The following is a 21,285-nucleotide window of genomic DNA, read 5'->3' on the forward strand; positions in this document are numbered from 1 at the left end:
TTATTATATACATATTTATTAATAGCTTTTATTATATCAAGGAGAATTTATGACTACAGTAATTAAAGACATACAACAAGCTTTAGAAGAACAAGATATTGAAAAAGTATATGAATCTTATCATCGATTTTTTGATCATTTTGACCCAGAAAAAGATCTTCAGGAGATGGCAGATTTGGCGACGTATTCAGTATCAATTGGGTTCTATGAAGAAGCAAAACGAGCTCTGTTACGACTTACAGAAGTTGAACCGGATGAAGCGATTTGGACGATTTTACTAGCTGAAATTTTAGTTGCTGAAGGTGAAACAGACCAAGCGTTATCGATTCTGTATGATATTCCAGAAACAGATCCAGACTATCCAAGTGTATTGGTGGTACAATCAGAAGCATATCGTGAAGAAGGGGACTTTGATTTAGCAGAGAAAAAACTCTTAAAAGCAAAAGATTTGGAACCGGATGAAGCTATCATTGATTTCTACTTAGGAACATTATTATTTGAAGCGGGTAGTTTCGAACGTAGTGCCTTTTTCTTAGAGCGTTTCTTAAAACAAAATACTGAGGAAACAGGGGAAGAAGAACGTGCACAAGAATTGTACGTTGAAGCAACTTTGAGAATGGGAAATAAAGAGCCCTTAGAGCAATTTATTGGGGAAGAGAGTATTGACGGGCTATCAAGTGATTTACTCACTCAAATGGCTTCGTATGAGTCTATTGAGGGCAACTACGAAAAATCTCTCGAGTACTATATGGAACTTCTAGAACGTGAACCTGAAAATAGTGAAGTGACACTAAACGTAATTCAATGTCTCTTAATCTTAAAACGTGATGAGGAAGCAAAATCCTATGCTAAGAAATGGATTGCTTTTGATGAATTGAACGATGAAGCACATCGTATTCTTGGACAAATTGAAATTGCAACAGGAAATCAACAGGAAGGATTACTTGAATTAAAAGAAGCCGTAAACTTAAATAATGATTCAATTCTCAATGTGACAAGCTATGTTGAAGCTTTGAATGAGGAAGAAGAATATGAGGAAAGTATTGCATTTCTAGAGAGCCTAGAAACAAAAGAAGATGCTGTTATTCTTTACTTGTTTGCGAAAACTTATGAAGCAATGGAAGAGTACAGTGAAGCATTTACGAACTATCAAAAAGCTTATGAAGCAGGTGAAAGTTCCTTAGAATTCTATGAAGATTACATTCGATTTATGATTGAAGAAGGAAGAAAGGAACAAGCAAAAGTAGCTTTACAAGAAGCTTTGAAATTAGATCCGTTTAATCCAGAGTTTATTCGTTATTCATTTATTTTTGAAGAATAGGAGTGGTATAATGTTTAACCCAAGTTTAGAAACCAAGAAAAAGTTTATTTCGTGGTTTATTTCGAACCATTCTTTAAAAAGAAGAGAATCCCTTTGGATTTTGAATTATCTTTTAAACCATGAATTATTATTGAAACAAATTCATTTTGTTGAACATGTAGAATCAACTCCAAAAGGAATGTTGTTTTCAACGATTAAACCTGCTCAAGAATCCTTCTTATTTTTTAAAGAAGGGACCTCTTTTGATAATCCAGAAGTTGCTTTTCATGATATGCGTCTTCATTGGAAAGAAGATTGTTTCGTTGAACTTGATTTTCCAAATGCATACAAAAGTATGGTAAGTTTTGGTGTGTTAGAAAAGAATCCGTATTTCATTTCAGAACTTGATGAAATAGATTCTGTAACAGAAGAACTACAAACCATTCAAAAGGAAGTTCAAATCTCGCAGTTAAAACTAGAAATCAATGAAGCACTTGAAAAAATGGACTCAGAACTCTTTATGCAATTAACAAATCGATTAAAGGAGTTAGAAAATGAATAAATTTAATCGAAAAATTGACATTCTATCGGTTCCACTTTTTGTTGCAGCTTTACCTGTTTTACAAACCTTAAAGAAGGCTGGACATGAAGCAGTATTTGTTGGAGGGTCCGTTCGAGATTTAGTATTGGGTAAAGAGATTTCTGATGTAGATATAGCAACAAGTGCCACCCCTGAAGAAGTGAAATCTTTATTTTCCCATACGGTAGATGTAGGTATTGAACATGGTACAGTACTAGTCATTTATCATCAAGATAGTTATGAGGTTACCACCTTTAGAACGGAAGGGACTTATCAAGATTTTAGACATCCGGATTCTGTTACCTTTGTTAGAAGTCTTGAAGAAGATTTAATGAGACGGGACTTTACCATTAATGCATTAGCTATTAATGATCAAGAAGAAATTGTCGATTACTTTGATGGGCTTAAAGACTTGGAAAACTCTATCATTCGATGTGTTGGAAATCCTATGGAGCGTTTTAATGAGGATGCGCTTCGAATGATGAGAGCTATACGATTTGCAGGTCAATTAGGTTTTACAATAGAATCGAAGACGTTTAATGCCATTCGTGTTCTGAAAAGTAATTTAGAACGTGTTGCGGTGGAGCGAATGAAGGTAGAATTTGAGAAAATGATTGTTAGTTTGCATCGTAACAATGCGTTTCTTGCATTTATCGAATCAGATTTGTATCAATCATGTCCGGATTTTGCAAATTCTAGAGAAACATTGAAAAAAATTGGAGAGTTTCCAGTGAATTCTATGTCGATTCTTCAAGCGTGGGTTTTATTTGCGTATTATAATCAATTAAGTGCTTCCGAGCTAAAAAAAGTATTAAAAAATTGGAAATCTTCAAATGAGCAAATTTCTGAGACGTTGATAGGATATCAAACGTTTCTTAAGCGTTTAGATAAAGAGTGGGATTCATTCATGGCATACGAATGTTCAGAAAGGATTGCTATTGAAATTGAAGGATTACTCCCTGGACTTGGTAGAACTGAAAATCATAATATCTTAACTCAAGTGTATATAACTTTACCTATTCATTCTATGCAAGATATTCAGATAGATGGATTTGGTGTAAAAGAAGCATTAAAGCTTGAAAAAATGGGGCCAAAGATAGGGAAAGTTCTTCAAGCAGTTGAGAAGGCCATATTATCTGATGAATTAAAAAATGAAAACCATGAAATTGTTGATTGGATAAGGAACCATTTTCTCGAAAATTAATGCTATGAAATCAATTTCATTTTTTCATTTATTAGTATTAAGTCTTGAATGAAAGGCGTTTCAATGGTAAAATTAATCTTGTAAGCAATAATATTTTAAGGAGTGACCCTATATGAAAAAGGTTATGTCAGGTTTACGATTTGTATTTAGAAATGGAGAAACATGGACGATTAATCGCCGTTTGATTGGTGACTTATGGATTAAAAAAGTTACAACTTCATTTGGACGTATTAACGGTGGAGAATTCCAAGAAATTCACCCATGTGAATCATTACGTATTGAAATCTTACCAGAAGCTGACCACGTAATGTCTGAAGACATTAACTTAGGTGGATTAGAATTAGGTATGTTCGAACGTGTTAAAAAATATAGCGATATTGAATTAATGGATATTTTATATTTAGATGGAAATCATCCAAAATCAGACGTAGTTGTTGAAACTGACCGCGTTTATTTCCCATACAGCCCTGTAGATGAAGATGGAAATGACAACAAATTCCAAAGTTCAGCTATTGGATCTCACGGAAACTTATTTATTGTAATTGATCCTGAAAAATCTGTAGAAGATATCTATCCTGAAATTTAATGAATTTAGAAAGTCTAAGACTATTTTGTCTTAGACTTTTTTATATTAAAATTTTTATATAAGAGGCTAGTTCTTTTCAGATTTTAAAGGTATAATGAAGCCAGAATAATTTAAAGGAGAGAGAGTATGAAAGTATGTTTTATTGCAGCTGAGGCAGCTCCTTTCGTGAAAGTTGGAGGTTTAGGAGATGTTATTGGCTCTCTACCGAAGGCGCTTCGTGAACTGGGAATAGATGCTCGAGTAGTATTGCCCCTATATTCTAGCATTGATCGTGAACGATTTGGATTAAAATATAGTGGATATCAGTTTGTTGATTTAGGTTGGAGACACTTATATTGTGGAATATTTGAAACTGTAGTTGACGGCGTTCCGTTTTATTTTATTGATAATGAACAGTACTTTAAGAGAGAGAGTATTTATGGACAAGCCGATGACGGTGAGAGATTTGCTTTCTTTTCCAAAGCTGCTCTTGAGATTTTACCTGGTGTTGACTTTAAACCAGACATTGTTAACGTAAACGATTGGCATACAGCTCTTTCTGTCATTTATTTAGATGTGTTGAAGAGTAGAGAAGCAGATTTCTACAAAAATATGAAAAGCGTTCTTTCGATTCATAATATTGAGTTTCAAGGACGATTTAACCCGTATGAAATGGGCAATCTATTTGGGCTAGATAATAAATATTTTGATGCGTTAATTTATAATGGTGATTTGAATTTATTAAAAGGTGCTATTCAACTTGCGGATCGTATCAATACTGTTAGCGAAACCTACGCTCGTGAGATTTTAGATCCTTATTTTTCTTACGGATTAGATAAAATTTTAATTGTTGAACAAGGAAAATTAAAAGGGATTTTAAATGGAATTGACATTGAAAAATTTAATCCTAAAACAGATCCGATTATTCCTATTAACTATGATATCCATACTTTTGAAGATAAAGTAAAGAATAAGTTAGAACTTCAGAAAGAGTTAGGATTAGAAGTAAGCGAGGATATTCCATTAATTGGTATGGTTACAAGATTAACTCATCAAAAAGGAATTGACCTTCTCTTGCAGGCTAGCGAAGATATTTTAAGAACAGGGGCACAGTTAGTTGTGTTAGGAACCGGTGACGCTCATTATGAGAGTGCTTTACGTTCTCTCGAAAATTATCGCCATGATCGAGTTCGCAGCATTCTTCTATTTTCCAATGAAATGTCCGCAAAAATATATGCTTCCAGTGATATTTTCCTAATGCCTTCTAAAACCGAGCCTTGTGGTTTGTCACAATTAATCTCAATGAGATATGGTACAGTCCCTGTGGTACATCGTGTAGGTGGATTGCGAGACACCGTAATTCCTTTTACTGGAGTAGAAGGAAATGGATTCACGTTTGAAAGTTTCCAATCGGGAGATATGATGGATGCAATTTATCGTGCAGTAACTTGTTTCTATCAATCACCTGGTGAATGGAATCAAATTATCCAAAATAATCTCAATAAAGATGTTAGCTGGGAAAAATCTGCTAAACAATATTTGTCGTTGTATCATGAAGTGCTGTAAGAAGAAAGAGGAAATAAATGGTTGATAAGAGCTTAGTAAGTCGTGTTGATAATTCGTTGAAAAATCAATTTGGGGTCACTATTTCGAACGCAAGCAAGCGTCAAGTCTATGAAGCATTAATGAGATCTGTTCGTGATATTTTAATGGAAAAGAAATTTAGTTATGAACAAACTTTAAAACAAACTCGTCAGAAACGTGCCTACTATATGTCTATGGAATTCTTAGTGGGTCGTACTTTAAGAAATAATTTATTTAATTTAGGACTTGAATCGGAAGCAAAAAATTACTTAAAAGAAAATAATTTTTCTTTAAATGAAATCTACAATATGGAACCAGACCCAGGACTTGGAAATGGTGGTCTTGGAAGACTTGCTGCTTGTTATTTAGATGCATTAACAAGTAATGAGTATCCTGTAACAGGGTTTTCTATTCTTTATGAATATGGAATTTTTAAACAAGTTATTACTAATGGTTGGCAACAAGAGTTTCCAGATCAATGGTTAGATTTAGGAAAGTATGGACTAGTTTACCGTCATGATGAAGAAGTAGAGGTCCGTTTCTATGGGGAATTAGAACAAGTGATGACAGATACGGGTTTAAAAGTAATCCATAAAAATTACACCTCTATCCAAGCAGAACCTTATGATTTATTGATTTCAGGATATGACGCTTCTGCAGTAAATACACTACGTCTATGGGAAGCAAAAGCCAAAACTGGCTTCAATATGAAGCTGTTTGAACGTGGTGAATATACTAAATCATCAGAGGCTGAAGCAATTGCGTCTTCTATTTCTAAATTATTATATCCAGCCGACGTTACTAACGAGGGTAAAGAGTTACGAATTAAACAACAATACTTCTTTATTAGTGCTTCATTACAACAATTAGTGAAGAACCATTACCATGAATTTGGTACATTAGAAAACTTTTCTGAACACGTTGCGCTTCATATTAATGATACCCATCCTGCTATGGGTGTTGCTGAATTAATGCGCTTATTAGTGGATGAATATGGATATGATTGGGACAAAGCATGGAAAATTACGACAAAAACATTTGCTTATACAAACCACACGATTATGGCAGAAGCTTTGGAAAAATGGGCAGTTTCATTATTCCAACCAATTCTTCCTCGTATTTATTCTATTATTGAAGAAATTAATAGACGATTCTGTTTATGGGTAATAGAACAAGGAAAAGAATATACCTTAAGGGATACAGCGATTATTTATGACGATATGATTAAGATGGCAAATCTTTCAATTGTGGGTAGTCATTATGTAAACGGGGTATCAAAACTGCATAGTGATATTCTTGTTCGTGATACTTTTAAAGCATTCAACGAATTATATCCAGGGAAATTTGGAAATGTGACGAATGGTATAGCTCATCGACGTTGGTTAGGACAAGCCAATCCGGAGCTAGCCTCTTATTTAGAACAATTAATTGGAAATGATTTTATTAAAGATCTTTCTGGCATTTCTAAATTGAATGCCTATAAGGATGACGAAAATGTTTTAGAGGCACTTAGAGAAATTAAACTAAAGAAAAAAGAGCAGTTAGCAGACTATATTCGCGAAACTCTTGCGATTTCAGTAAATCCTCATTCAATCTTTGACGTACAGGTGAAGAGATTACATGAATACAAACGTCAATTATTAAATGCTTTGCACATTGTGTATCTTTACCATGAGATTAAATACAGCGGATTACGTCCGACACCACGCACATTTATCTTTGCTGCGAAAGCTTCTTCAGGATATCAAATGGCGAAAAACATTATTAAATTTATTCACTCGATTTCTCAAATGGTTGAAAGTGATGAATTAGTGCGTGAGTATATTAAGGTAGTATTTATTCCAGACTACAAAGTAACGTTAGCAGAAATCATTTTGCCAGCTGCGGATGTCAGTGAACAAATTTCTCAAGCAGGTAAAGAAGCTAGTGGTACAGGTAATATGAAATTAATGTTAAATGGTGCAGTGACTCTTGGTACAATGGACGGAGCGAACGTTGAAATCTACGAAGCTGTAGGAGAAGACAATATCGTGATTTTCGGGCTAGAAACAGAAGAGGTAGAAGCGTTATATGCTCAAGGTTATAAACCATGGGAGTACTATAATCGTTCACCTAAGATTAAGACAGTTCTTGATTTCATCCGTACAATGACGGTTGGTGGAATGAATTTCAACTTCATCGTGGATTATTTATTAACTCAAGATCATTATATGTGTCTTGCAGATTTTGATAGCTATGTTGAAGCACAAGAACGTATTGAAAAAGCCTATAATGATTCCAATAAATGGATGAAGATGAGTCTAGCAAACATTGCAAACGCTGGAATATTTTCAGCAGATTGTTCTGTGGAAGAGTATGCGAAAGATATATGGCATATAAAAAAGGTAGAAGGCTAAATAAAAAGAAGATTATCACAACCGTGATAATCTTCTTTTTATTTTTTGATTTTATAAACTGCAAACCCAACAGATGGAATGATTAATCCTTTAGGATGGTTACGTGTAGGAGTGCTAGAAAATAATTGTTTACCATGCAATCCTTCTACGAAGTGAGAATGGTTGTTGATATTTACGGCACAAATAAGAGATTCTCTTTGATAAATTAAACAACCATCTTGACAGTAAATAACTTTAAAATCTCCTTTGAACTCTTCTTTATAATCATTTCTAAATTTTGTTAGAGACAAATAATGTTCAAAAATCTCTTGATTCATTTTTGCTTTATCAAAAGTTTTACGATTGTATGGGTCTCTAAATCCTTGCATTCCAATCTCGTCTCCATAATAAATAGATGGAACACCAGGAATCGTGAATTGGATAAAACTTGCCACTTTTAGTTTCCTAATAGCATCTTCTAGCATATCTCCAGATAACTCTAAAGTAGGTCGTTCGTGGAGAGGGACATCCTCAGTATTATTAAAACCAAGAGATGTTAAGATGCGTTCAGTATCATGGCTATCTAATAAGTTCATTAATACTTCTAAAGCAGGTTTTGGATAATGGTCAATGATTTCTTCAAGAGCATATTTTAATGCTGAAGCATCTTTTGTTTTAATAAACTCTATAATTGCATTTTTCCAAGGATAATTCATTACACTATCCAATTGTTCTCCAAGGAAATACTTTCTACGACGATCATAAGCTACTTTAGTTGTCGCATCTTCCCATACTTCTCCAATAATAAGTGCTTCAGAATCGGTTTTCTTTACTGTTGTCCGAAGTTCATCTAAAAACTCGTCAGGAAATTCATCTGCCACGTCTAATCGCCAACCAGAAATTCCTAAATGTTGCCAAAATGGGAGAACCCCATCGCTTGGATTGTTTATAAAATCCATATAAGATTTGTTTAACTTATTAACGGTAGGAAGGTTGGAAAATCCCCACCATGAATGATAGGTATCAGGGTAGTGCATGAAATTAAACCATGAATAATATGGAGAATTGATTGAATTAAAGGCACCATTACTTTCATAGTGACCTTGTTTATTAAAGTAAATACTATCATCACCAGTATGGCTGAATACACCATCTAGAATAATATGGATACCATGCTTTTTGAAAAGCTCACATAACTCCTTAAAGTCATCATTTGTACCTAAATACGGATCGACATTAAAATAGTCAGCAGTTGAATACCGATGGTTATCCGGACTTTCCATAATTGGATTCAAATAAATACAATTAACATTTAGTTTTTTAAAGTGTTCTAGTTCCTCTTCAATTCCCTTTAGATTTCCTAAGAAGAAATCTTGAGCTTTATAATTTTCATGAGTGATTCCTGAATCGGGGTTTTCATTCCAATTAAAGTGTTTAATTCGGACCTCTTCATTACGCGCAATTTGGGCTTTATAATTGTTACTCTTTTTAAAACGATCAGGGAAAATTTGATACATAATTCCACCTTTGAACCAATCTGGAGTGTGGAATTCTTTATCATATACAGTCAATTGCCAGCAATTCACTTCATTAAAGTAGAGTGTAGGAACCGCCTGAAATTTGTTATTGCTTAAAAAATACATCCCGATTTCTGATCGAACTTCAAAGTAGTAGAAGTAAAGACCGGTATCTAATTTAGAAATTTCAAAAGTATATAATGTCCCATCTGCTTCAATCTTAGATAGACTTGGATGTAACACATGTATTTTTTGAGTAAAATCTTCTTTTAGAATTAATTGTAACGATGAAAGAGGAGTGTCTTTAGTCACTTTTACTTGTATAAAGACAGATTGTTCATTGGTCACTGCACCAGCAGGATACTTATTCATAAGTGAGTGATATTGAATCATTAGTAACCTCCTTTTTATTTATAAATCTAGTTTCATTGTAATACAAACTTCTTAAAAGTGATAACAAAACGAAGAATTGAAAAATATTATAGATACAACAATAAATAACATGAAAATTCACACAATAGTATAGGAAAATTAAAAAAATATGATATAATTTATAAAAGAGAAATTGTTCAACTAGTAACATTTTCTAATTTTTTGTCCAGAACTTGAAAACGCTTATCTGTATAGTAAAGCGATTTGAAAAGGAGTGATTGTCAAGTGCAACAAATGGCAGAATATTTATTTCATGAAGGTAGAAACTTTCATAGTTATGATTATTTGGGTAACTTTTTAACTGAAGAAGGTTGTACGTTTCGAGTATGGGCTCCTAATGCCAAAGAGGTCTATGTGACTGGTGATTTTTGTAATTGGGAACCTACTAAATTTGCTATGAAACGAATAAATGATAACGGAATATATGAAATAACAATTCCTGGAATTAAGCAATTTGATGCTTATAAATATGTCATCATTCCTTATAACGGAAATTTTCTTTGGAAAGCTGATCCTTATGCAAGACATGCGGAAACAAGACCTAATACGGCATCCAAAGTATATGAATTTCCGGAATTCACATGGTCCGATTCAAAGTGGATAGAACAAAGAAATATTCCTTATCAAAATGCTTTAAATATATATGAGGTAGAATTAGGATCTTTTAAGAGAAAAGAGAATGGAGAATCATACTCTTACCGGGAATTAGTGGATGAATTGATCCCCTATGTAAAAGAGATGAACTATACTCATATCGAATTGCTTCCAATTACGGAATATCCTTATGACAAATCATGGGGATATCAAGTGACAGGTTTTTTTGCCGCAACATCTAGATTTGGGACTCCTGAAGATTTTATGTATTTTGTGGATGAATGCCACAAAGCCAATCTAGGAGTTATTTTAGATTGGGTTCCTGGTCATTTTACGAAAGACGCTTTCGGATTATATGAATTTGATGGAACACCTTGCTACGAGTATGGAGATCTCCGGAAACAAGAACATAAAGGCTGGGGGACAAGGGTTTTTGATTATGGAAGGTCAGAAGTACAATCTTTTCTATTCTCTAGTGCTGTTTTTTGGATTGAAAAGTTTCATATTGATGGCTTAAGAGTCGATGCAGTCAGTTCGATGTTATTTTATAACTACTGTAGAAATGAGGAAGAGTCGGCAAGGAATATATACGGTGGCTTTGAAAATCTTGAGGCTATTCATTTTATTAAAGAACTGAATCAATTTGTGAGAAATCATTATCCAGGGGTGATGATGATAGCTGAGGAGTCGACTTCTTATGAAGGGGTAACAAAACCAATCGAAGAAGGAGGCTTAGGATTCCACTTTAAATGGAATATGGGATGGATGAATGATTCCCTTGATTACTTAGAAACAGATCCTTTATTTAGAGGGGGAATTCATCATCAATTTACTTTTTCTATGATGTACGCATTCACTGAGAATTATATTTTACCTATTTCACATGATGAAGTCGTTCATGGAAAGAAATCTCTAGTAGATAAAGCGCCGGTTTCTTACGAAGATAAGTTTGCAAATTACCGTGCTTTTATGGGATATATGATGGCACATCCAGGGAAAAAACTAAACTTTATGGGAAATGAAATTCCGCAAATTATTGAATGGAATGAAGAAAGAGAATTAGACTGGTTTCTACTAAATTATCCGATTCATGATGCTACTCATCGTTATGTGAAAGATTTGAATGCTTTTTATAAAAAACATTCAGAATTGTGGCAGTTAGATGGTGGATGGTCAGGATTCAGGTGGCACGAGGTTCAAGATATTTGGAATAATGTTTTCGCGTTTTCTAGAATAAATGAATCTGGGGATGAAATTTTAGTTATTTCTAATTTTTCAGGAAACTTAATCAGAAATTATAAATTAGGTGTTTCTAAATGGGGTAGTTATAAGGTAGTTTTAAATTCTGATGCAAGAAAGTATAACGGAAGTGGGCTTATTAATAGAGCTCTTCACACAAAAACTCAACCACATAAAGAGTTTGATTATACTCTAGAGGTAAATGTACCACCGTTTTCAACTTTGTATATTATTAATAATAATTAATCGGAGGATAAACATATGGCAAGAAAAAAAGAAATTGTTGCAATGCTACTAGCTGGTGGACAAGGAACACGTCTCCAAGTTCTTACAAAAGATATGGCCAAACCAGCTGTCCCATTTGGTGGAAAATATCGAATTATTGACTTTCCACTTTCTAACTGTTCTAATTCAGGAATTTCCACTGTTGGTGTTCTTACACAGTTTATGCCTCTAGAACTTAATTCCTATATGGGGAATGGTAACCCATGGGATTTAGACAGAGTTGATGGAGGTTTAACGATTCTTCCTCCGTATACTGCTGGAAAAACGGGTGAATGGTATAAAGGAACAGCAAATGCCATTTATCAGAATATTAAATATATTGAACAATATGATCCAGAGTATGTTTTAATTTTATCAGGGGATCATATTTACAAAATGAATTACAATAAGATGCTTGATTTCCATAAGGAAAAAGAAGCTGACTTAACGGTAGCTCATATTAATGTGCCATTAGAAGAAGCAAGCCGTTTTGGGATTTTGAATACGAATGATGACTTACAAATCATTGAGTTTCTTGAAAAACCAGAAAATCCAATTTCGACTAAAGCCTCAATGGGAATTTATATTTTTAACTGGAAAGTTCTTAAAGAGTATTTAATTCGAGATGAGGAAAATCCTGAGAGTGAAAAAGATTTTGGGAAGAATATTATCCCAATGCTCTTAGAAGAAAATCGTCGAATTTTTGCATTTCCTTTTGCTGGTTATTGGAAGGACGTTGGTACGATTGAAAGTCTTTGGGAAGCCAATATGGACTTAATTAAACGTAGAGATGAATTTAATATCTCTGATAAAACATGGAAAGTTTACTATCGACATGAAGGAAAACTACCTCAATTTATTGGAGATAGTGCTCAAGTAACAGATTCAATGATTTCAGATGGGACGATTGTGTTAGGAACCGTTCATGAATCTATTGTTTCTTCTGGAGTATCCATTGGAAAGAATGCCAAGGTTCAAGGAAGTATTATTATGCAAAATGCTGTAATAGAAGAAGGAGCAACAGTTACCAATTCAATTATTGCCGAAGGAACTGTTGTAAAATCTGGAGTAACAGTAGGGCATTCTGAAGTGGAACTTGGTCAAGATATGATTACCGTAATTGGTAAAGATGAGATTGTTACAGAAGATACAAAAGTTGGAGGTAACTAATATGATTAAAGCGTTTTGTGTACTATTTGCAGATAATTATAGAAATGATGATTTACAAGGATTAGTTCGAAATCGTACAGCGGCTGCATTGCCAGTAATCTCTCGCTATCGTATGGTTGACTTTATGATTTCATCTCTTGTGCATGCCAACATTGATAATATTGCAGTCCTTACCAACCATAACTATAAATCTTTATTAGATCATATGTCTCATGGTAAGGATTGGGATTTGAACCGAAAAAATCGTGGGCTTAAATTTATTACTCCTATGTCTAATTACTTATCGACGCGAATTCCTCAGAATAAAATTGAGGCTTTAGCTAACACGATGGTTTATACACAAAGTTTAGATGAAGAATTTGTTATTTTAGCGGATACCAATATTATTGGAAATATTGATTTTAAAGAAATGTTCCAATACCACTTAGATACTGGTTCGGATATTACTGTAGCTTATACTTACAGAAAGCCTAATGTTGGTGAATCACAAATCATTTTTGATGAAAATCATAAAGTATATGAATCTCTTTATCATTTTGATGGGTCAGAAAATATTTGTGCAACTCAAGTAAAAATTTACATTTTGACCAAGGAACTTTTCAATGGCATTGTTAAGAAGGGATTAACTCTAGGATGGGAAGATATTCTTAGAGATTATATTGCCAAAAATTTAGAAACTTTACGAGTGTTTGCTTATCAAATTAAAGGTTATTTGAAGGTTGTTAATAATATCAAAGATTATTATGATTTAAATATGGATATGTTAGATTTTAATAATCTTAAAGATGTATTCCTCTCAGGTACAGATATTATTACTCGTGTACAAGATACGGTACCTACTATTTATGGAAAAAACGCTGCTGTAAAAGAATCTATACTTGGTGATGGATCGAAAATTAACGGAACTGTTGAAAATAGTATAATCTTCCGTGATGTCGTCGTAGAAGAAGGAGCGGTTGTACGAAATAGTATTATTTTATCGGATGCAATTATTAAGACAGGTGCTCACCTAGATTATGTGATTGCAGATAAAGGTGTAGTTGTCAAACAGCATACTGTTCTTACAGGAACTGAAGAAGTACAAGTAGTTGTGGATAAAGGTAAAACAGTTTAAAATATAAATCATTTAAAAAGAAGCTAGAGGTGCTCTCTAGCTTCTTTTTTTTGAAAAAAAATAAACTATAGTCAGCGAATGTGTATTTTGTTGGTTGCAACCCTTTAAAGAAGTTAGTACACTAATATAGATGAGAATACTGAGAAAGGGGGATTGCAAATGCAGAGAAAATATGCCGTCATTGATTTAGAAACAACGGGTCCTAAATACGAGCAAGGGGACCGTATTTTTCAATTTGGGTGTACCTTGATTACTGATCATAAAATCGTTGAACATATTACTTTAAATATAAATCCCGAGCAAAGTATTCCTTTTGAAATACAGTTATTAACGGGTGTAACAAATGCTGATGTTGAAAAAGCACCTTATTTTGATGAAGTGGCAATGAATATTTTCAATCTGTTAGAAGGTCGAACTCTTGTAGCCCATAATGTTGGATTTGACGGACCTTTTATCATTACTGCTTTAAAAGAGGCTCTAGGGATTGAGTTAGAAGTTCCCTTTATAGATACTGTTCAATTGGCTCAAATTTGTTACCCGACAGCTATCAGTTATCGTTTAAGTGACTTAACAAGTATGTTAAAAATTCCTCATACACAAGTTCATACAGCTGGAAGTGACGCTAAGGCAACTGCCCAATTATTTTTAAAACTTCAAGAGAAAATTCGTAGTTTTTCTAAGGTAACGCTTGAACAATTAGTTGAATTTTCGAGTGAACTTATTGGGGATACGGGGGATATTTTTAAGGATGCCCTCAGTATTTCTAAAGGGAAGGATAGTAATAATCATTTAATAGAAAATGGTTTTGTAGTGTCGAAAAAGGTTTTCGAAGAAAAAAGCTTTCCAATAACTACTAAAGTTTCTGCAATCAATGCCTATAGTCAATTAGTTGAAAATCAATTTTTAAAAGATAATGATGCTCAAAGAAAAATTATTAAAAAAATTCTTGAAGCATTAGAAGAAGAGGAACCCATTCATTTTATAGAAGCACCGCCAGGCTCTGGAAAAACATATGCTTATCTTCTTGCAGCTCTTGAAAAGGGCACAAATCAAAATCCTATTTGGATTGTTACGTCAAATTTATTACTCCAGCAACAATTGTATGAAGATAGTGTACTTCCAATAGTAAGTGCCTTAAAGTTAAAAAATCCTATTGTTTCAATAAAGGGACAAAGAAATTATATTGATTTAGAAGCTTTCTCTTACAAAATTAGTCAGTTAAAAAATGACAAGAGTCCAAGGGTCAGTTTGTCAGTTATGGGCTTAGTTGTTTGGATTACTGAAACTAAAACAGGAGATTTATCAGAATGTAATCAAGTCCTATACCAATCATCTCTTTGGAAAGATATTTGTGTGAAAGAGAATTCTAAAATGGAAAGTTTATATTGGACGAAAGCTGTTCAATCTGTTCAAAACAGCAGTATCGTAGTAACAAATCATGCCTTTTTAATTCATTATGCGTCTACAATTTCTAAAGAGGTGAAACCAATTGTTCTATTAGATGAAGTGCAACAGTTTGAACATTCGTTAGAACAGTACGGAACCGTATCGATTAAATTCTCGAACTTGTTCTTATTACAACAATTATGGAGTGATTACTATCTAAATTCGATGACAAATTTTTCAAAAGATGAGGAGCATTTGTCCAGAACAATAAACCGCAAACTTTTAGAAATTTGTGACTTATATGAAACTTGGTTTGAAGAATTGGATAGAGGAAATTATTTGAAGGTATCTATAGTTTTTACAAATGAAGAATGGATTGAAACGATTCATCATGAAATGATTCGAGCGTTCACAAAGTCCATCATTCAGTTAATGAATTATCTTCAAGAAAATTCAGGAAAGACAAGTTTATTTGAGAATAGCATTCAATTATTACAAGAAATGAAGGATTCCTTGCTCAAATTCCAAGAGTCCAATCATTCGTATTTTGTCATTGAAAGAAAAGACCAATTTGGACAAACAACAATAGAAGTATCGAGAGTTGACTCAGTTACTCACATTTTTAATCATTTTAGGAAAACAATTAAGAAGTTAATAGGGATTTCTGCAACAATTCCAACTTTTACTCCTTTATTTTACGATTTAAAGGCAAAAGAGAACCTTACAATTATTGACTCAAAAGTGAATTTGTCCGCCCACCATATTTTTATTCCAAATGACTTAGTTTCTGTTACTGCAGCTTCAAGTAACCAATATCACGAACAAATCGCATATTGTATTCAACAGATTTATGAACGTAATGGGGGTAGAATGTTAGTTTTAATGCATTCCATAGAGGCGTTGATGGCAGTAGAAGAGTTGATGGTTAATTATTGTAAAAGGAATCATATTGAATTACTAGCTCAAAAAGGATCTCAATTAGGACGGAAAATTCAAAGAAGATTCCAAGAAAAGAGTGATTCCATTTTACTAGGAGTATACAGTTTCTGGGAAGGGTTTGATAGTGGTGGAGTTTCTATTGACTCTTTAGTAATTACTAAATTACCATTTCCAAATCCAGTAACAACCCATCAACAAATTGTTCAATTGGAGATGAAAGAACAGAATCGTTCCTATTTTGCTCATTATTCTATTAAAATGATGCTTCTTCAACTTTACCAAGGATTAGGTCGTTTTAGTCGTCCAACACAAAAGAATGCAGAAATATGGATTTTAGATGTACGAGCCACTATTAGCAAGTATTCGGATAAAGTAAAAAATATATTTCCAGAGAGTGCAGTGGTTATCGAAAAGACTTTCAAAAAATGTTTGAATAGTGCGCGTATAAAAAATAAAGATTAACTAAGTTTGGGATTTTTTTATAAGGGGATGTTGGTATTTTTGCTTAGAATAGCGTATAATACCTTTATCTATGAAAGTTTGAGTTGAGGAGAGAAATTGATGAAAAGAAAATCAATGTTTATTCTATTACTCACTTTATTTCTATTATTTTTAGCCGGCGCACAAATCTTTTTAACGAGTGTGGATCCAAAAATAAAAAAACGTAATGAAGCATTAACCTTGATGGCTCCAAAAGTAGAGTTTTCTAAGGTAACTAAGTTTTACTGGTTTAATAATGACAAATCTTACTACACGATTATGGGTGAAGACACTGAAGGAAAAGCAATTTATGCGATTATTCCTGAAGAAGGTGGAGAAGTGACTATTCTTCAGCAATCTGCAGTAGTGAACGAAGAAGAGGCACGTTCCATTACAGCTCAAGCAAAACCAGATGTAGAGGTTTTAGAAGCGAGAATGGGTATTTTAAATGGAGAACCGGTATGGGAAGTGAACTATAGAATGAATAATCAAAGAATTGGTTATTACTATATTTCGGCTCAGAATGGACAATGGATTAAAGATATTGAGAATATATAGAAATTGGTGATTTATGGTTAAAATTTCAAAGAGAGTATCAAGAATCTTACCGTCAGGGACTTTAGCAATGACTCAAAAGGCCAGAGAATTAAAGGAGAAAGGTCGGAAGGTTATTAGTCTTTCGATTGGAGAACCAGATTTCAATACTCCAGAACAAATCACAGATGCAGCCATTACTGCTTTAAAAAGCCACGAAACGGATCACTATACTCCTGCGTTAGGAATAGATTCTTTACGCCAAGCGATTTGTGATTATCATTATCGAAGAGATGGAATACGTTTAGAAAAGAATCAAGTAGCTACTTTTTCAGGAGCGAAATTTGCTTTGTATTCAGTTTTCATGACTTTAGTTGACGCTGGAGATGAGGTATTAATTCCAATTCCTTATTGGGTTAGTTACGCTGAGCAAGTTCAATTAGCAGAAGGTGTTCCAGTATATATTGAAACTAAAGAAAAAAATTCATTTAAAGTAACGATTGACTTACTAAATGAATATGTGACTGAAAAGACAAAACTCTTGTTATTAAATGCGCCATCGAATCCATCCGGGCTCCTTTATACAAAAGATGAGCTATTCGCTATTGGAAATTGGGCATTAGAACACAACATTTTTGTAATCGCAGATGAAATTTATTATGAATTAGTGTATGGTGAAGATTCAATTAGTATGGCAAGCTTATCGAAGGAAATTTTTGATAATACACTTATTGTAAATGGTTTATCGAAATCTGTGGCCATGACAGGTTGGCGTTTAGGATATGTTTTTGGTCCTCAAAAAGTTATTAGAGCTTTAAATGACCTTACAAGCCATACAACTAGCAATCCTGCTGCGGTTACTCAATATGCGGCTATTCGTGCATTTGATGAAGATATGGAAGTCGTTAAGTCGCAGATGCGTGAAAAATTTCAATTAAGGATTAACTTGTTTCATCAACTTCTGAACGAAATTCAAGGAATCAAGTGTGAAAAGCCTAAAGGAGCTTTCTATTTATTTGCGAATATAAAAACAGCCATGCATATTGTTGGTGTTGCCTCGTCAGAAGAATTTGCTTTAAAACTTTTGGAAGAAGCTGGAGTGGCTACTGTATCTGGAGAAAATTTTGGATGCAATGGCTTTCTAAGGCTTAGCTGCGCTAGTAGCGAAGAAGAGTTAAGAGAAGCAGCAAATCGTATTAAAGAATTTATTGAATCATATTTGTAAAGGAAGAGGGATAATTTGAAAACTATAACAATGAATCAAGCAAAAGATTACGTTGGACAAACCGTTAAAATTGGTGCTTGGGTTACCAATAAACGTTCTAGCGGAAAAATTGCATTCTTACAATTGCGTGATGGAAAAGCTTATTTCCAAGGAATTGTAGTGAAAGCTGATGTAAATCAAGAAACTTTTGAATTAGCAAAAGGATTAACTCAAGAAAGTTCTGTATTCGTAACAGGTGTTGTACAAGAAGATACTCGTTCTAAATTAGGATATGAGTTATTAGTAAAAGACATTGAGTTAATTGGTGAGAGTCATGAATATCCAATTACTCCAAAAGAGCATGGTACTGACTTCTTAATGGACCACCGTCACTTATGGTTACGTTCAACAAAACAACATGCTATTATGGAAATTCGTAATGCGATTATTTACGCATCGTATGAATTCTTTGATAAAAATGGATTCATTAAATTCGATAGTCCAATTCTTTCAGGAAATGCGGCAGAAGATTCTACAGAATTATTCGAAACGGATTACTTTGGAGAACCAGCATTTTTAACACAATCTGGTCAATTATATTTAGAAGCTGGAGCAATGGCATTTGGTCGTGTATTCGACTTTGGGCCAGTATTCCGTGCAGAAAAATCTAAAACTCGTCGTCATTTAACTGAGTTCTGGATGATGGATGCAGAGTATTTATACCTAACACATGACGAGTCATTAGACTTACAAGAAGCATACGTTAAAGCGTTAATTCAAGGCGTTTTAGATCGTGCACCTCATGCGTTAGAAACTCTTGAACGTGATACTGAATTATTGAAGAAATACATTAGTGAACCGTTCAAACGTATCACATACGATGAAGCGATTGACTTATTACAAGCGCACGAAAATGACGAAGATACAAATTACGAACACTTAGAACACGGTGATGACTTCGGTTCACCACATGAAACATGGATTTCAAACCACTTTGGTGTTCCAACATTTGTCATCAACTATCCAACCGAAATTAAAGCTTTCTACATGAAACCAGTTCCTGGAAATGAAAGTCGTGTATTATGTGCGGACTTACTTGCTCCGGAAGGATATGGGGAAGTTATTGGGGGTAGTGAGCGTGAAACGGACTACGATAAATTATTAGACAGAATTAAATCAAATGGATTAAATCCAGATGACTACGCATTCTACTTAGATTTACGTAAATTCGGTTCAGTGCCTCATTCAGGATTTGGACTTGGTCTAGAACGTATGGTAACATTTGTAGCTGGTACGAAACATATTCGTGAAGCTATCCCATTCCCACGTTTATTAAACCGTATTTACCCATAAATAATAAAATGAATATAAAAGAGCCGCTGACATGAGTCGTTGGCTCTTTTTTAGAAGAGGGAGGAAATCGAATGGCATTAACATTCCAAGAGCATTGGATGTTTAGTGGTTCCACAACAGTTCCTAATGTATTGATACAATATTATCGGCATTTACAATTAAGTGCAGATGAATGTTTGTTAATTTCTTGGTTACTACAAAGGCATACAGAAGAATATTTCATTTTAAATGTAGAAGAAACTTGTAAAACATTTGGGCTGGATGAAAAACAATTATTCGGAATTATTCAACATTTAATGGATAGACAAGTCTTAGTGATTCAACAAAGAGAAACTAACAATGAGAAAAAGGTAGATTATTACAGTTTTAAACCTTTAATGCAACAGTTAGAGATTGCATATAAGCAGCATTCCATTAAAAATAAAGAACAAAAACAGTCCGATATTAACTTATTAGCTTTAATTGAGCAGGAATTTGGTAGACCACTTAGCTCTTTTGAGATTCAAAATGTATCTAGCTGGATTCATCAGGATCATTATTCACAGGAAATTATTATTGCAGCATTAAAGGAATGTGTATTAAATCAGGTTTTCACGATTAAATATATGGATAAGATTCTTTTAAGTTGGCATCGAAAAGGAATTAAAACTTTACAACAGCTTGCTACTGAAAAGAGTCGAATCAAAAATAATCAAGTTGAACTACAAGCTAGTCCACTAGATAAAACTAAAGTACCGATGATTCATTGGACGAAAAGGTGATTTATGTTATCGAAAGCAAAAACTATTGAAGCAGTAGAGAGAATGGAAAAACTATTTCCTAATGCGCACTGTGAATTGAATCATGAAACACCTTTTCAACTTTTAATTGCAACGATCTTAAGTGCACAGGCTACTGATAAAGGCGTAAATAAAGTGACACCGAAACTTTTTGCAATTTATCCCACTGCTCATGCTCTAGCAAATAGTGAAGAAGAGGTTGTAATTGAGTGTATTCAATCATTAGGATTATATCGAAATAAAGCTAAAAATATTAGACTTTGTGCCCAGCAACTTGTTGAAAAATATAATGGTGAAGTTCCAAGAACAAGAGAAGAATTGGTTTCGCTAGCAGGTGTAGGGCGAAAAACAGCAAATGTTGTACTAAGTGTTGCTTTTGGCTTACCAGCTTTTGCCGTAGATACTCATGTGGAAAGAGTAAGCAAAAGATTACAGATTTGTAAACAGTCAGCATCCGTTCTTGAGGTTGAAGAAACCTTATGTAAAAAGTTACCTAAAAATAAATGGGGAAGGGCTCATCATTGGATGATTTTCTTTGGAAGATATCATTGTACGGCTAGGAGTCCGAAGTGTCAGGGATGCCCATTGTTAGATCTTTGTGCATATGGTCAAAAAGAAGTTTAAAAAACCGTTGGACATGTGAAGTGCACCCCAAAAGTTAGACACAAAATC

16 protein-coding genes are annotated in these 21,285 nt (G+C 33.8%); 15 read left to right on the forward strand and 1 reads right to left on the reverse strand.

All coding sequences use genetic code 11. From position 1 onward, the window contains the following. Positions 1-49: 49 nt before the first annotated feature. The 6 genes from HMPREF3103_RS02420 to HMPREF3103_RS02445 all read left to right on the forward strand — a co-directional run bounded on the left by HMPREF3103_RS02420 (position 50) and on the right by HMPREF3103_RS02445 (position 7,629). Positions 50-1,321 carry a tetratricopeptide repeat protein gene (locus HMPREF3103_RS02420; RefSeq protein ID WP_070437085.1) on the forward strand — a complete coding sequence of 424 codons (1,272 nt, stop codon included), beginning with the start codon at positions 50-52 and terminating at the stop codon, positions 1,319-1,321. 10 nt (positions 1,322-1,331) lie between these two features. Next, positions 1,332-1,862 (forward strand): YpiB family protein, encoded by a 531-nt coding sequence (locus HMPREF3103_RS02425; RefSeq protein ID WP_070437086.1) that lies wholly within the window; start codon positions 1,332-1,334, stop codon positions 1,860-1,862. After that, on the forward strand, positions 1,855-3,084 hold the full coding sequence (locus HMPREF3103_RS02430) for a CCA tRNA nucleotidyltransferase (protein ID WP_083278702.1): 1,230 nt from the start codon (positions 1,855-1,857) through the stop codon (positions 3,082-3,084). The genes HMPREF3103_RS02425 and HMPREF3103_RS02430 overlap by 8 nt, the downstream gene beginning before the upstream one ends. 112 nt (positions 3,085-3,196) lie before the next feature. Beyond that, positions 3,197-3,670, forward strand: coding sequence for a hypothetical protein (locus HMPREF3103_RS02435; RefSeq protein ID WP_005605696.1), 474 nt, complete (start codon positions 3,197-3,199; stop codon positions 3,668-3,670). A gap of 126 nt (positions 3,671-3,796) precedes the next feature. Continuing rightward, entirely contained in the window at positions 3,797-5,215 is a 1,419-nt protein-coding gene (gene glgA / locus HMPREF3103_RS02440; RefSeq protein ID WP_070437087.1) for a glycogen synthase GlgA, read from the forward strand. Positions 5,216-5,232: 17 nt separating this feature from the next. After that, the gene (locus tag HMPREF3103_RS02445) at positions 5,233-7,629 is read left to right on the forward strand and encodes a glycogen/starch/alpha-glucan phosphorylase (RefSeq protein WP_070437088.1); all 2,397 of its coding nucleotides are present in this window, start codon (positions 5,233-5,235) and stop codon (positions 7,627-7,629) included. 38 nt (positions 7,630-7,667) lie between these two features. Here the strand turns inward: HMPREF3103_RS02445 and HMPREF3103_RS02450 are convergent, their stop codons facing one another. Beyond that, positions 7,668-9,518 carry a glycoside hydrolase family 13 protein gene (locus tag HMPREF3103_RS02450; protein ID WP_070437089.1) on the reverse strand — a complete coding sequence of 617 codons (1,851 nt, stop codon included), beginning with the start codon at positions 9,516-9,518 and terminating at the stop codon, positions 7,668-7,670. Between the two features lie 273 nt (positions 9,519-9,791). On the opposite strand from HMPREF3103_RS02450, the gene glgB reads away from it, so the two are divergent. The 9 genes from glgB (at position 9,792) to nth (ending at position 21,237) form a co-directional block, all read left to right on the forward strand. Next, positions 9,792-11,636 carry a 1,4-alpha-glucan branching protein GlgB gene (glgB, locus tag HMPREF3103_RS02455; protein ID WP_070437097.1) on the forward strand — a complete coding sequence of 615 codons (1,845 nt, stop codon included), beginning with the start codon at positions 9,792-9,794 and terminating at the stop codon, positions 11,634-11,636. 15 nt (positions 11,637-11,651) lie between these two features. Further along, the gene (locus HMPREF3103_RS02460) at positions 11,652-12,824 is read left to right on the forward strand and encodes a glucose-1-phosphate adenylyltransferase (RefSeq protein ID WP_070437090.1); all 1,173 of its coding nucleotides are present in this window, start codon (positions 11,652-11,654) and stop codon (positions 12,822-12,824) included. Between the two features lies 1 nt (position 12,825). Further along, on the forward strand, positions 12,826-13,938 hold the full coding sequence (gene glgD / locus HMPREF3103_RS02465; RefSeq protein ID WP_070437091.1) for a glucose-1-phosphate adenylyltransferase subunit GlgD: 1,113 nt from the start codon (positions 12,826-12,828) through the stop codon (positions 13,936-13,938). 159 nt (positions 13,939-14,097) lie between these two features. Further along, positions 14,098-16,725 carry an exonuclease domain-containing protein gene (locus HMPREF3103_RS02470; RefSeq protein ID WP_070437092.1) on the forward strand — a complete coding sequence of 876 codons (2,628 nt, stop codon included), beginning with the start codon at positions 14,098-14,100 and terminating at the stop codon, positions 16,723-16,725. 99 nt (positions 16,726-16,824) lie between these two features. Further along, a complete protein-coding gene (locus tag HMPREF3103_RS02475; RefSeq protein WP_005605680.1) occupies positions 16,825-17,301 on the forward strand; it encodes a cell wall elongation regulator TseB-like domain-containing protein in 477 nt (158 codons plus the stop codon). A gap of 13 nt (positions 17,302-17,314) precedes the next feature. Then, positions 17,315-18,502, forward strand: coding sequence for a pyridoxal phosphate-dependent aminotransferase (locus tag HMPREF3103_RS02480; RefSeq protein WP_070437093.1), 1,188 nt, complete (start codon positions 17,315-17,317; stop codon positions 18,500-18,502). Positions 18,503-18,532: 30 nt separating this feature from the next. Further along, positions 18,533-19,834 carry an asparagine--tRNA ligase gene (gene asnS, locus HMPREF3103_RS02485; RefSeq protein ID WP_070437098.1) on the forward strand — a complete coding sequence of 434 codons (1,302 nt, stop codon included), beginning with the start codon at positions 18,533-18,535 and terminating at the stop codon, positions 19,832-19,834. A gap of 71 nt (positions 19,835-19,905) precedes the next feature. Further along, the gene (locus HMPREF3103_RS02490; RefSeq protein WP_070437094.1) at positions 19,906-20,595 is read left to right on the forward strand and encodes a DnaD domain-containing protein; all 690 of its coding nucleotides are present in this window, start codon (positions 19,906-19,908) and stop codon (positions 20,593-20,595) included. A gap of 3 nt (positions 20,596-20,598) precedes the next feature. Beyond that, a complete protein-coding gene (gene nth / locus HMPREF3103_RS02495; RefSeq protein WP_070437095.1) occupies positions 20,599-21,237 on the forward strand; it encodes an endonuclease III in 639 nt (212 codons plus the stop codon). Positions 21,238-21,285 lie beyond the last annotated feature (48 nt).

The organism is Granulicatella sp. HMSC30F09 (genome assembly GCF_001806915.1).
Classification (GTDB): Bacteria; Bacillota; Bacilli; order Lactobacillales; family Aerococcaceae; genus Granulicatella; species Granulicatella adiacens.